12 protein-coding genes are annotated in these 12,526 nt (G+C 69.9%); all 12 read left to right on the top strand.

Going from position 1 to position 12,526, the window contains the following annotated elements; genetic code table 11:
- Positions 1 to 133: 133 nt before the first annotated feature.
- Positions 134 to 2,161: a beta-galactosidase gene (locus tag EDD90_RS03625; RefSeq protein WP_123971708.1), complete on the top strand. Its 2,028-nt coding sequence runs from the start codon at positions 134 to 136 to the stop codon at positions 2,159 to 2,161.
- 156 nt (positions 2,162 to 2,317) lie between these two features.
- Positions 2,318 to 3,877, top strand: coding sequence for a glycosyl hydrolase 53 family protein (locus EDD90_RS03620; protein WP_123980840.1), 1,560 nt, complete (start codon positions 2,318 to 2,320; stop codon positions 3,875 to 3,877).
- Positions 3,878 to 4,086: 209 nt separating this feature from the next.
- Complete coding sequence (locus tag EDD90_RS03615) at positions 4,087 to 4,374, top strand: helix-turn-helix domain-containing protein (protein ID WP_123971707.1); 288 nt, start codon at positions 4,087 to 4,089, stop codon at positions 4,372 to 4,374.
- Between the two features lie 29 nt (positions 4,375 to 4,403).
- Positions 4,404 to 5,357: an SMP-30/gluconolactonase/LRE family protein gene (locus EDD90_RS03610; protein ID WP_123971706.1), complete on the top strand. Its 954-nt coding sequence runs from the start codon at positions 4,404 to 4,406 to the stop codon at positions 5,355 to 5,357.
- A gap of 90 nt (positions 5,358 to 5,447) precedes the next feature.
- Positions 5,448 to 5,909, top strand: a complete 462-nt coding sequence (gene crcB / locus EDD90_RS03605) for a fluoride efflux transporter CrcB (RefSeq protein ID WP_123971705.1) — start codon at positions 5,448 to 5,450, stop codon at positions 5,907 to 5,909.
- Positions 5,906 to 6,286: a DUF190 domain-containing protein gene (locus EDD90_RS03600; protein WP_123971704.1), complete on the top strand. Its 381-nt coding sequence runs from the start codon at positions 5,906 to 5,908 to the stop codon at positions 6,284 to 6,286. The genes crcB (EDD90_RS03605) and EDD90_RS03600 overlap by 4 nt, the downstream gene beginning before the upstream one ends.
- The gene (gene crcB / locus EDD90_RS03595) at positions 6,283 to 6,657 is read left to right on the top strand and encodes a fluoride efflux transporter CrcB (protein WP_123971703.1); all 375 of its coding nucleotides are present in this window, start codon (positions 6,283 to 6,285) and stop codon (positions 6,655 to 6,657) included. Before EDD90_RS03600 ends, crcB (EDD90_RS03595) begins: the two co-directional genes overlap by 4 nt.
- Positions 6,658 to 6,729: 72 nt before the next feature.
- Positions 6,730 to 7,566, top strand: coding sequence for an undecaprenyl-diphosphate phosphatase (locus EDD90_RS03590; protein ID WP_123971702.1), 837 nt, complete (start codon positions 6,730 to 6,732; stop codon positions 7,564 to 7,566).
- A gap of 194 nt (positions 7,567 to 7,760) precedes the next feature.
- On the top strand, positions 7,761 to 8,438 hold the full coding sequence (locus EDD90_RS03585) for a FadR/GntR family transcriptional regulator (RefSeq protein WP_123980838.1): 678 nt from the start codon (positions 7,761 to 7,763) through the stop codon (positions 8,436 to 8,438).
- Complete coding sequence (locus EDD90_RS03580) at positions 8,435 to 9,874, top strand: amino acid permease (protein WP_123971701.1); 1,440 nt, start codon at positions 8,435 to 8,437, stop codon at positions 9,872 to 9,874. The genes EDD90_RS03585 and EDD90_RS03580 overlap by 4 nt, the downstream gene beginning before the upstream one ends.
- Before the next feature lie 43 nt (positions 9,875 to 9,917).
- The gene (locus EDD90_RS03575) at positions 9,918 to 10,934 is read left to right on the top strand and encodes an asparaginase (protein ID WP_123971700.1); all 1,017 of its coding nucleotides are present in this window, start codon (positions 9,918 to 9,920) and stop codon (positions 10,932 to 10,934) included.
- Positions 10,935 to 11,097: 163 nt separating this feature from the next.
- Positions 11,098 to 12,513 carry an aspartate ammonia-lyase gene (gene aspA / locus EDD90_RS03570; protein ID WP_123971699.1) on the top strand — a complete coding sequence of 472 codons (1,416 nt, stop codon included), beginning with the start codon at positions 11,098 to 11,100 and terminating at the stop codon, positions 12,511 to 12,513.
- The last annotated feature ends 13 nt before the right edge of the window (positions 12,514 to 12,526 follow it).

The following is a 12,526-nucleotide window of genomic DNA, read 5'->3' as shown; positions in this document are numbered from 1 at the left end:
GCTCTGTGAGCGTTCACAGTAGAGAAACATCCCGGACACTTGTCAATGGTTGTTGCTGTGCGGTTATGTTGGGCTCACGCCGCCAATCATGTCTGTGCACGTTCCCAAATGATCGACTCAACGGGAGAGATCCATGCCGGAGACCACCCCCAAGGGCCTCACCAGGCTCGCCTTCGGTGGGGACTACAACCCCGAGCAGTGGCCGGAAAACGTCTGGCAGGAGGACGTCCGGCTGATGCGCGAGGCCGGCGTCACGATGGTGAGCGTCGGGATCTTCTCCTGGGCCCTGCTGGAGCCGGCGCGGGGGGAGTACGACTTCGGCTGGCTCGACCGGATCCTCGGCCTGCTGCACGAGAACGGCATCCGCGTCGACCTCGGCACGCCCACGGTCGTACCGCCCGCCTGGTTCTACCGGGCGCACCCCGAGGCCCTGCCGGTCACCGCCGAGGGCGTCCGCTACGAGTTCGGCTCGCGCGGCGCCATCTGCCACTCCAACGCCGACTACCGCGCGGCCGCCGCGGCGATCACCACCAGACTCGCCGAGCGCTACGGCGACCACCCGGCCCTCGCGATGTGGCACGTCCACAACGAGTACGGCGTCCCGGTCTCGGCCTGCTACTGCGACTCCTGCGCCGCCCACTTCCGCCGCTGGCTGGCGGACACGTACGGCACGGTCGACGGGGTCAACGAGGCCTGGGGCACGGCCTTCTGGGGCCAGCACTACACGGACCTGGGGCAGATCAACCCGCCGCGCGCCACCCCGACGGTCGTCAACCCGGGCCAGGCCCTGGACTACAAGCGGTTCGCCGACGCCACCATCCGCGAGAACTTCCGCATGGAGCGGGACATCCTGCACCGCCTCTCGCCCGGCGTCCCGGTGACCACCAACTTCATGACCGCCCTCAGCCAGTGCGACTCCATGGACTACTGGGCCTGGGGCCGCGAGGTCGATCTGGTCACCAACGACCACTACCTGATCACCGACGGCCGCCGTACCCACGTCAACCTCGCGATGGCGGCCGACCTCACCCGTTCCGTCGCCGCCGGCGCCCCCTGGCTCCTCCTGGAGCACTCCACCTCGGGCGTCAACTGGCAGCCCCGCAATCCCGCCAAGGCCCCCGGCCAGATGGCCCGCAACTCCCTCGCCCACGTGGCCCGCGGCTCCGACGGCGCGATGTTCTTCCAGTGGCGCCAGTCCCGGCGCGGCGCCGAGAAGTTCCACTCGGCGATGCTCCCGCACGGCGGCACCGAGACCCGGGTGTGGCGCGAGGTCGTCGAACTCGGCGCGTCCCTCGACTCGTTGGCCCAGATCCGGGGCACCCGCACCCAGGCCGACGTGGCGGTCCTCTGGGACTGGCAGTCCTGGTGGGCGCAGAACCTGCAGTGGCGCCCCAGCGAGGACCACGACCCGCGCGAGCGCGCCGACGCCTTCTACGAGACCCTCTACGACCGCCACCTCACCGTCGACTTCGCCCACCCTGAAAGCGACTTGTCGGCCTATCCCCTTGTCGTCGTACCGGCTCTGTACCTGATGACGGAGGCGGCCGGGGACAACCTCAGGGAGTACGTCGAGAACGGCGGCACGCTGGTCGTCTCGTACTTCTCCGGGATCGTCGACGAGCACGACGCCGTCCACGAGGGCGCCTACCCGGGAACCCTGCGCGAGGTCCTCGGCCTCACCGTGGAGGAGTTCTCGCCGCTGCTGAAGGACCAGCGGGTGCGCCTCACCGGCCCCGACGGATCCGAGCTGACCGGTGACGTGTGGACCGAGTTCGTCGTGCCGGCCGGCGCCGAGACCGTCTGGACGTACGCTGACGGCCTGACCGCGGGCCGCCCGGCGGTCACCCGGCACCAGCTGGGGGAGGGCACCGCCTGGTACGTGTCCACCCGGCTCGACGCGCAGGGCCTGGACGCCCTGCTCGGCCGGGCCGCCGAGGACGCCCGGATCGCCCCCCGTGCCGACCTTCCCCGCGATGTCGAGGTCGTCCGCCGCACCGGAGAGGCGGGCTCCTGCACCTTCCTGTTCGCGATCAACCACACCGCCACCGACGCCAAGGTGCCCCTGGAGGCACACGGCACCGAACTGCTGACGGGCGAGCGCGCCGCGGGCCATCTGGCGGTCCCGGCGGGTGCCGTGCGGGTCGTACGACTCGACGGCTGAGCCCGGTCGCGGTGTCGCGGACCGGTCGCCGCGCCCGGGTCCGCCGAGACTCCCCTCCGTCCGCGCGTGCCACGAGAGCCGCGGGCGGAGGGGCACTCCTCCGGCCCCACCGGAGGAACCCCCTCCCCAGTCACGTCGAAGGGACGACGGACGATGATGTTCCATCCCAGACGCACCATCAGAGCCCTGCTGCTGCCGCTCGCGGCCGGGCTCGCCCTGATCACCCTGCCCGTCCAGTCCGCCCAGGCGGCGAGCACGCTCACCAACGGCGGCTTCGAGTCGGATGGCGCGGGTGTGGCCAGCCCCGCCGGCTGGTCGGAGTACGGCGACACGGGCGCCTCGTACACCGAGTCCGGTGGCCACAGCGGCAGTTACCGCCTGACCCACTACTCGGCCTCCGCCTACAAGGTGGAGACGTACCAGTACCTGTCGGGGCTGACCAACGGCAACTACACGCTCACCGCCTGGGTCCGCTCCAGCGGCGGCCAGAACTCCGCCTACATATCCCTGAAGAACTGCGGCAGTTCGGAGCAGAGGACCGAACTGCCGGTCTCCACCAGCAGCTGGGTCCGGATCGTCACCTCGATCGCGGTCACCAACAACCAGTGCACGGTCAGCATCAACTCCGACGCCAACGCGGGCAACTGGATCAACGTCGACGACCTGACCTTCGCGTCCGGTTCGACGGGCCTGTCCATCAAGGGCGCCGACATCTCGTCACTCGCCAAGAGCGAGGCCAAGGGCGGTGTCTACAAGACCAGCTCCGGCACCACCGGGGACGCGGTCACCATCCTCAAGAACGCCGGGATGAACTACGCGCGCCTGAAGGTCTGGGTCAACCCGGCCGACGGCTACAACGACAAGGCGCATGTGCTGGCCATGGCCAAGCGCATCAAGGCGGCCGGCATGAAGCTGCTGGTCGACTTCCACTACTCGGACACCTGGGCCGACCCGGGCGCCCAGACCAAGCCCGCCGCCTGGGCGAACGACTCCTACAGCCAGCTGAAGACCGATGTGTACAACCACACGTACGACGTCCTCGACGCGCTGAAGTCCCAGGGCACCACAGCCGACATGGTCCAGATCGGCAACGAGATCAACGGCGGCATGCTCTGGTCCGAGGGCTCCACGAGCAACTGGTCGCAGCTCGCCGGGCTGATCAACTCCGGCTACAGCGCGGCCAAGGCGGTCTCCTCCGGCACCCAGGTCGCCCTGCACCTGGCCAACGCGGGCGACGACGCCACGGTCCGCTGGTGGTTCGACAACGCCAAGACCTACGGCATCAACTACGACGTGATCGGGCTGTCGTACTACGGCTACTGGCACGGCTCGCTGGCCGCCGCCCAGACCACCCTGGACGACGTGGCGTCACGCTACGGCAAGCCGGTCTTCGTCGCCGAGACGGCCTACCCGTTCACCCTCGCCCAGGACGACTCGCTGGAGAACCAGATCGACACCACCAGCGAACTGGTCACCGGCTACCCGGCCACCGCAGCCGGCCAGCTGGCCTGGATGAACGCCGTGGCGAACATCGTCGAGGCCGTCCCGAACGGCCGCGGGCTCGGCGTCTTCTACTGGGAGGCGACCTGGACCGCCGTCACCGGAAACGGCTGGGATCCGACCGACGCCGGCTCCGGCAACGGCTGGGAGAACCAGGCCCTGTTCGGCTACGACGACAAGGCGCTGTCCTCCATGGCCTGGTTCAGCCACCGCTGAACCACCACTGACGGGGGCCCGGCCGTAAGGGGACGGTCGGGCCCCTCAGCCCTGCCCGCGGCAAGTTGCGGAGGCAAGTTCCCCACCGGCCGATCTCGTACGGCCGTACGGTCTCGGACAACGGTCCCCGAGTCCCTGACGTGGGGGCTTCGGCTGCGCGACAGTGGGAAAAACGAACTACGAGGAGGCAGGGGACGGAGGCCGGTCGGATGCTGAGGAACGCAAAGGGCGTAAGCCGCCTGGAGATTCTGGACTGGCTCAAGGATCCGGCGGCCCACTTCCCGCCCCAGCGTCACGCGGACCTCGTCGAGGACGGTGTCACCGTCCGGGCCGTCGCCGCCAAGCTCGGTGTCTCCCGCAAGGTCGCCGGCACCCATCTGAGCCTGCTGACCCGCCTCGGCCTGCTGCGCACCAAGCGCATCCGGCACCGTACCTACTACCGGCGCGACGAGATCCGGATCGCCGAGGTGGCCAGGATGTTCGAGAAGGGCTGGTGAGACCGGTTCCGCCTGACAGTATGGGATCCATGGACCGTCCCGAGCGTCTTTTCCCCCTCCACTACGTCGCCGTCGGCGGCCGCGGCCCGGAGGACGTGGTGACGGATCCGGAAGGCCGGGTCCTGACTGGCGTCGCGGACGGCCGCATCCTGCGTCTGGACGACCTCGGTGACCCGGACACCGCCAGGGTGCGGGTGCTCGCCGAGACCGGCGGCCGCCCGCTGGGCCTGGAACTCCTCCCGGACGGCGACCTGCTGGTCTGCGACGCGGAGCGCGGTCTGCTGCGCGTCGGCCTCACCGACGGAGTCGTGCGCGTGCTCGCCGACTCCGTTGCGGGGGAGCGGCTCGGGTTCGCGAGCAACGTGGTCGCCCTGCCCGACGGCACGGTGTACTTCACCGAGTCGAGCCGCCGCTTCCCCCTCGACCACTGGATCGGCGACATCGTCGAGCACAGCGGCACCGGCCGCCTGCTGCGCCTCGCCCCCGGCGCGACGGAGCCCGAAGTGGCCTGCGACGGGCTCCAGTTCGCCAACGGACTGGCCGTGAGCGGCGACGGCACCTTCCTGATCGTCGCCGAGACCGGCGCGTACCGACTCACCCGCTACTGGCTCAACGGCCCGCGCACCGGCCGCGCCGAGTTCTTCGCGGAGCTCCCCGGGATGCCGGACAACATGTGGCGGGACGGCGACCTCACCTGGGTCGCACTCGCCGGCCCCCGCAACCCGGCGCTCGACGTCCTGCACCGCACCCCGCCCGCCGTCCGCAGGGCGGCCGCGCGCGCCGCCGTGCACGCCCCCTACCGGCCCGTCGGCACCGTCGCCGTCGTGGCCCTCGACGACCACGGCAGGGTCGTCCACCACCTCGCGCGCCGGCACTCCGGCTTCCGCATGGTCACCAGCGTCTGCCGGACCGGCCGCCACCTGGTCCTCGGCAGTGTCTGGGAGCCCGGCATCGCGGTCTGCGCGGCCCCCACCGCGAAGTGACCGGCGGGTACGCCCGGCGGTAGCCTGTTGCCCCCGTCGGAGCGGTGCCGAACCCCGTCGGGGTGGTGCCGAACAGGAGACGTACGACCGATGACAGCCCCGGAAGCCGAGAGCCTCCGTGTCCAGCCGGCCCCGCGCCGCCGGTCCGAGTGGCGTACCCAGGCACCGGTCGTCTCGGTGGTCGCCGCCGGCGGCGCGATCGGCGCCGTGGCCCGCTACGCACTCGCCCTGGCCCTGCCCACGGCCGCCGGGGGATTCCCCTGGGCGACCTTCTGGACGAACGTCGTCGGCTGTGCGGTGATCGGCGCGTTCCTGGTGCTGATCACCGAAGGACTCCCCGCGCACCGCCTGGTCCGCCCCTTCTTCGGCACCGGCGTCCTCGGCGGCTTCACCACCTTCTCCACCTACGCCGTCGACATCCAGAAACTGGTCGACCACGGCCGCCCCGCCACGGGCCTGGCCTATCTCGCCGCGACCCTGTGCGCGGCCATGGCGGCGGTGTGGTGCGCGGCCACCGCGACCCGCCGTGTCCTCACCCGGAGGCAGCGATGACGAGACTGACCGGCCGCGCCCTGCGCCTGACCGTCTACATCGGCGAGGACGACATCTGGCACCACAAGCCCCTCTACACCGAGATCGTGCACCGCGCCCACACGGCCGGCCTCGCGGGCGCCAGCGTCTTCCGGGGCATCGAGGGCTTCGGCGCCTCCTCCCGCATCCACACCGCCCGGCTGCTGTCGCTCAGCGAGGACCTGCCGGTGGCGGTCGTGATCGTGGACACAGAGGAGCGGGTCCGGGACTTCCTGCCGCAGCTCGACGAACTGGTGACCGAGGGCCTCGTCACCCTCGACGACTGCGAGGTCATCAGGTACGTCGGCCGCACGGACGACACGACCAAAACGGACGCGGAAGGTAAGAAGTCGTTGTGAACTGGCTGTTGGTCGTGCTCGGCGCCGTCGTCGGTGCCCCGCTCCGCTACCTCACCGACCGTGCCGTCCAGGCCAGGCACGACTCCGTCTTCCCCTGGGGCACCTTCGTGGTCAACGTCACCGGCTGCCTGATCCTGGGCCTGCTCACCGGCGCGGCCTCGGCGGGCGCCGCCGGCCCGCATCTCCAGTTGCTCCTCGGGACCGGGCTGTGCGGGGCGCTGACGACGTACTCGACGTTCTCGTACGAGACCCTCAGGCTGACCGAGACCGGCGCCGGGCTCTACGCTGCCGCCAACGTCGTCGCGAGCCTCGTGGCGGGACTCGGGGCGGCCTTCGCAGGAGTCGCGATTGCCCAGGCCCTCTGGGCCTAGAACTTGCCTCATACCCGGCCGTTGTAAGACTGTCTACAGCACTGTCGACCAAACTCTGCAGAACTGGATCCCATGAGCGCCATCTCCGTCGGTCAAGCCGTCGTCCTCGGTGTCGTCGAGGGGGTGACCGAGTTCCTCCCCGTGTCCTCCACCGGCCACCTCAAGATCACCGAGGGGCTCATGAACATCCCCGTCGACGACAAGTCCGTCGTCGGGTTCTCCGCCGTCATCCAGGTGGGCGCCATCGCCGCCGTGCTCGTGTACTTCTTCAAGGACATCAAGCGGATCGTCACCGCCTGGGGCCGCGGTCTGGCCAACAAGGAGGAGCGCTACCACCACGACTACAAGTTCGCCTGGTGGGTCATCTACTCGACGATCCCGATCGTCCTGGTGGGCCTGGCGGCGAAGCCGCTGATCGACGGTGCGCTCGGTTCCCTCTGGGTGGTCGGCGGCTCGCTGATCGTCGGCTCCGGTGTGATGTGGTGCGCGGACCAGATGGGCCGCCACAAGCGCGGTGAGGACGACACCTCGTTCAAGGACGCGATGCTGGTCGGCTGCTCCCAGATCCTCGCCCTGCTCTTCCCCGGTTTCTCCCGCTCCGGCGCCACCATGTCCACCGCGCTCATCCTGGACCTGGACCGCGTCGCCGCCACCCGGCTCTCCTTCTTCCTCGGCATCCCGGCCCTGACCGGCGCCGGTATCTACGAGCTCAAGGACGCCCTCGGCGCGGGCGTCGGCGCCGCCCCGCTGGCGGTCGGCACGATCGTCTCCTTCGTGGTCGCCTACGGCTCCATCGCCTGGCTGCTGAAGTTCGTGGCGAAGCACTCCTTCAACGCCTTCGTGATCTACCGGATCGTGATCGGCCTGGCGGTCTTCGGCCTCCTCGCCACGGGCACCATCAACGCCTGACCTGCCACCGCTGCACCGGTCCGGTCCGTCCTCGCACCACCACGGGGTGTGATGCCTGCACATTCAGGCGTCGCACCCCGTGAATGTTTCCTTTCCCGAAACCTTGACAGTCTCCTCCCGCAACCCGGAACATCTCACCCGTGAACCTGTCAGACAGCCCGACAGCCGGACAGCCCCCACGGCGTGTGAGCGCCATGGAGGCGGTGCTGGCGCACCTGCGCGGTGCCATCGAGCGCGGCGAGTACGCCATAGGCGACAAGCTCCCCTCCGAGGCGGAGCTCTGCCGCACCCTGGAGATCAGCAGGCCCGTCCTGCGCGAGGCCCTGCGGGCCCTGCAGACGATGGGCCTGACCGTCTCCAAGACCGGCAAGGGCACCTTCGTCGTCGCGAACGCCGTCGAGGACCCCACCTTCGGCGACTACGCGGCGAGCGACCTGCTCGAAGTGCGCCGGCACATCGAGATCCCGGTCGCCGGGTACGCGGCGCTGCGCCGCACCCCGGAGAACCTGGACCACCTGGCCCATCTGCTCGACCGCATGGAGCGGGAGACGGACACCACCGCGTGGGTCGCGATGGACACCCTCTTCCACCTCGCCGTGGCCGAGGCCGCCCAGAACCCGGTCTTCCGCCGGGTCATCGAGGAGATCCGGGACGCACTGGCGCGTCAGTCGGCCTTCCTCAACGAGCTGGGCGGCCGCCGGGAGCAGTCCAACCGGGAGCACCGGGCCATCGTCGAAGCACTGATCGACGGTTCCGAACCCGACGCCGTGGAGGCCATGAGCCACCACCTCGACCGCGTCGAGACGACCCTCACCCACATCGTGCGCCCCGCGCGCACGGACAAGCACCAGGAAGGCGGAACCGAGGCGTGAGCGAACAGCACCTCAAAGACGAGACGCGCCCCTCGTCCCGTCACGTCGACGCCGGAGACCACGGCTACAGCAAGTCGCTGAAGCACCGGCACGTCAACATGATCGCCATCGGCGGTGCCATCGGCACCGGCCTCTTCCTCGGCGCCGGCGGCCGCCTCGCCGACGCCGGCCCCTCCCTCTTCGTCGCGTACGCGGTCTGCGGCATCTTCGCGTTCCTCGTCGTACGCGCCCTCGGCGAACTCGTGCTCTACCGCCCCTCCTCCGGCGCCTTCGTCTCGTACGCCCGTGAGTTCCTGGGCGAGAAGGGCGCGTACACCGCGGGCTGGATGTACTTCCTGAACTGGGCGACCACCGGCATCGCCGACATCACCGCGGTCGCCACCTACACCCACTACTGGGGCATGTTCTCCGACATCCCGCAGTGGGTGATCGCCCTGATAGCCCTCGCCGTGGTCCTCACCGTGAACCTGATCTCGGTGAAGATCTTCGGCGAACTGGAGTTCTGGTTCGCGATCGTCAAGGTCAGCGCACTGGTGATCTTCATGGTCATCGGCATCTTTCTGCTGGTCACCCAGCACCCCGTCGACGGCACCACCCCCGGCCCGTCCCTGATCACCGACAACGGCGGCATCTTCCCCAACGGCCTGCTGCCCATGCTGCTGATCATCCAGGGCGTCGTCTTCGCCTACGCCTCGGTCGAGCTGGTCGGCGTCGCCGCCGGTGAGACGGAGAACCCCGAGAAGATCATGCCCAAGGCGATCAACTCGATCATGTGGCGCGTGGGCCTGTTCTACGTCGGCTCGGTCATCCTGCTGTCGATGCTGCTGCCCTGGAACAAGTACACGGCGGGCCAGAGCCCCTTCGTCACCGTGCTCTCCCACATCGGCGTCCCGGCGGCCGGCGGTGTGATGAACCTGGTCGTCCTCACCGCGGCCATGTCCTCGCTCAACTCCGGCCTCTACTCCACCGGCCGCATCCTGCGCTCCATGGCCGTCAACGGCTCCGCCCCGAAGTTCACCGCGAAGATGAGCCGCACCCAGGTGCCGTACGGCGGGATCCTGCTCACCAGCGGTATCTGTGTCCTCGGCGTGGGCCTCAACTTCGTCGTCCCCGCCGACGCGTTCGAGATCGTCCTCAACTTCGCGGCGATCGGCATCATCGCCACCTGGGGCATGATCATGCTCTGCCACCTGCTCTTCTGGCGGAAGACCCAGAACGGCGAACTCACCCGCCCCGGCTACCGACTGCCGGGCTCCCCCTGGACCGAGATCGTGACGCTGGCGTTCCTCGCCTCCGTCCTGGTCCTGATGTACGCCGACGGCGGCGCCGGACGCACCACCGTGCTCTGTGTGCCGCTGATCGTCGCAGCGCTCGTCGCCGGCTGGTACGCCATCCGCCGCCGCGTGGCGCGCCCGTCCGCCGGAACCGGCGCGTGAACCGCGAACCGGTCCGTCCCGACTCACCCGAGACCAGGAAGTGATGTACAGCAGTTCCCCCGCGGACGCACCCATCGTCCGTGAACCCCTCCACGCCCCCGTCGCCCACCTCATACGCGACGGGGTCGTCGAGGGCATCCACTACGGTTCCGTCGCCGTCCTCGGCGCCGACGGAGAGGTCCAGTTCCAGCTCGGCGACATCGAGGCCGCGTTCTACCCGCGCTCGGCCCTCAAGCCCGTCCAGGCCGTGGCCATGCTGCGGGCCGGGCTGCCCCTCGACGGCGACCTGCTCTCGCTGGCCGCCGCCAGCCACTCCGGCGAGGAACGCCACCTCGCCGGGACCCGGCGCATGCTCGAACTCGCCGGACTGGCGGAGGACGACCTGCGCAACGTGCCCGACATGCCGTACGACCCGGTCGTGCGGGACACCTGGGTGCGGGAGGGCCGGCTGCCGTCGAGGCTCGCCCAGAACTGCTCCGGCAAGCACGCGGCGATGCTGTGGACAGCCAAGCTGAACGGCTGGTCGCTGGACGACTACCTCGATCCGGCCCATCCGCTCCAGCAGGCGATCGCCGAGATCGTCGAGGACCTGACCGGGCAGCGGATCGCCCGTACGTCGGTGGACGGCTGCGGTGCGCCGCTGTTCTCCATCTCCCTGCACGGGCTGGCCCGCGCGGTGTCGCGGATCGTCGCCGCCGCGCCGGGTACGCCCGAGGCTCGGGTCGCCGACGCGATGCGCGAGCACGCCGAGATGGCGTCCGGTGCCGGGCGTGACGTGGCCGCGCTGATGCGGGCCGTGCCGGGGCTGCTCGCCAAGGACGGCTTCGAGGGCGTCGAGGTCGCGGCGCTGCCGGACGGGCGGGCCGTGGCCGTGAAGATCGCCGACGGGGCGAACCGGGCGCGGGTGCCGGTGGCCGCGGCGGCGTTGGCGCGGGCCGGAGTTGCTCCGGAGCTGCTGACCGAGTTCGCCGGTGAGGCGCTGCTCGGGGGTGGGCGGCCGGTCGGGTGTGTGCGGCCTGTCCGGTCGCTGGAGCCGGTTTCGGCTCCGGCCTGCGCGTAGTGGGGTGGGCCGACTTGTCGGTCGGCGGCTGCGGGTCCGTTGTGGCTGGTCGCGTAGTTCCTCCCCCAGCCTTCGGCCGGGGGTACCCCCAGCGCCCCTGACGGGGCGCTTCAGTGCCGTGCCTTGAAAAACAACTCCCTCCGAAAGAGGAATTCCTACCCTCATGACCACCACTCTCGTCACCCGTAGCGAACACGATCTGCTCGGCGACCGTGACGTGCCCGTCGACGCGTACTGGGGTGTGCACACCCTGCGTGCCACGGAGAACTTCCCCATCACCGGCAAGCCGATCTCCGCCTACCCGCATCTGATCGACGCCCTCGCCGCCGTCAAGGAGGCCGCCGCCCTCGCCAACGAGGAACTGGGGCTGCTGGCGCCCGCGAAGGCCGCCGCCATCGTCACCGCCTGCCGGGAGATCCGGGACGGCAAGCTGCACGACCAGTTCGTCGTCGACGTCATCCAGGGCGGCGCCGGCACCTCGACGAACATGAACGCCAACGAGGTCGTGGCGAACCGGGCGCTGGAGCTGCTCGGGCACGAGAAGGGGCAGTACGAGTACCTGCACCCCAACGAGGACGTCAACCTCGGTCAGTCCACCAACGACGTCTACCCGACCGCCGTCAAGATCGCGACCGTCTTCGCGGTGCGCGGTCTGCTCCGGGCGATGGCCGTGCTGCAGGACTCCTTCGGGCGCAAGGCCGTCGAGTTCCGTGACGTCCTGAAGATGGGCCGCACGCAGTTGCAGGACGCGGTGCCCATGACGCTCGGGCAGGAGTTCTCCACCTTCGCCGTCATGCTCGACGAGGACCGCAGCCGGCTCGCCGAGGCCGTCGAGCTGATCCACGAGATCAACCTCGGCGCCACCGCCATCGGCACCGGCCTCAACGCGCCCGCCGGATACGCCGAGTCGGCCCGCCGCCACCTCGCCGAGATCACCGGGCTGCCCCTGGTCACCGCCGCCAACCTGGTCGAGGCGACCCAGGACTGCGGGGCCTTCGTCCAGATGTCCGGCGTCCTCAAGCGGATCGCGGTCAAGCTGAGCAAGAGCTGCAACGACCTGCGGCTGCTGTCGTCCGGGCCGCGTGCGGGGCTCGGCGAGATCAACCTGCCGCCGGTGCAGGCCGGTTCCTCGATCATGCCCGGCAAGGTCAACCCGGTCATCCCCGAGGTCGTCAACCAGGTCGCCTTCGAGGTCATCGGCAACGACGTCGCCATCACCATGGCCGCCGAGGCCGGACAGCTCCAGCTCAACGCGTTCGAGCCGATCATTCTGCACTCCCTTTCGGAGAGCATCACGCACTTGCGGAACGCCTGCCTGACGCTGGCCGAGCGGTGCGTCGACGGCATCACCGCCAACACCGACGTGCTGCGCGCCACCGTCGAGAACTCCATCGGTCTGGTCACCGCCCTCAACCCGTACATCGGGTACACGGCGGCCACCGACATCGCCAAGGAGGCCCTCGTCACCGGCCGCGGTGTGGCCGAACTCGTCCTGGAGAAGGGCCTGTTGCCCGCCGAACGGCTCGCGGCCCTGCTGCGCCCCGAGGTCGTCGCCGGCAGCGGGTCGCCCCTCGCCTGACCTGCGAGTACCC

Origin of the sequence: Streptomyces sp. Ag109_O5-1 (assembly GCF_003814875.1) — a bacterium.
GTDB lineage: Bacteria > Actinomycetota > Actinomycetes > Streptomycetales > Streptomycetaceae > Streptomyces > Streptomyces sasae.
Note: the sequence above shows the minus strand (reverse complement) of the source record. Positions and strands in the feature narration are given on the sequence as shown.

What these genes read in the sequence shown, in the direction of transcription:
- EDD90_RS03625 (WP_123971708.1), top strand. Translation starts at nt 134, where the DNA reads ATGCCGGAGACCACCCCCAAGGGCCTCACCAGGCTCGCCTTCGGTGGG.
- EDD90_RS03620 (WP_123980840.1), top strand. Translation starts at nt 2,318, where the DNA reads ATGTTCCATCCCAGACGCACCATCAGAGCCCTGCTGCTGCCGCTCGCG.
- EDD90_RS03615 (WP_123971707.1), top strand. Translation starts at nt 4,087, where the DNA reads ATGCTGAGGAACGCAAAGGGCGTAAGCCGCCTGGAGATTCTGGACTGG.
- EDD90_RS03610 (WP_123971706.1), top strand. Translation starts at nt 4,404, where the DNA reads ATGGACCGTCCCGAGCGTCTTTTCCCCCTCCACTACGTCGCCGTCGGC.
- crcB (WP_123971705.1), top strand. Translation starts at nt 5,448, where the DNA reads ATGACAGCCCCGGAAGCCGAGAGCCTCCGTGTCCAGCCGGCCCCGCGC.
- EDD90_RS03600 (WP_123971704.1), top strand. Translation starts at nt 5,906, where the DNA reads ATGACGAGACTGACCGGCCGCGCCCTGCGCCTGACCGTCTACATCGGC.
- EDD90_RS03590 (WP_123971702.1), top strand. Translation starts at nt 6,730, where the DNA reads ATGAGCGCCATCTCCGTCGGTCAAGCCGTCGTCCTCGGTGTCGTCGAG.
- EDD90_RS03585 (WP_123980838.1), top strand. Translation starts at nt 7,761, where the DNA reads ATGGAGGCGGTGCTGGCGCACCTGCGCGGTGCCATCGAGCGCGGCGAG.
- EDD90_RS03575 (WP_123971700.1), top strand. Translation starts at nt 9,918, where the DNA reads ATGTACAGCAGTTCCCCCGCGGACGCACCCATCGTCCGTGAACCCCTC.
- aspA (WP_123971699.1), top strand. Translation starts at nt 11,098, where the DNA reads ATGACCACCACTCTCGTCACCCGTAGCGAACACGATCTGCTCGGCGAC.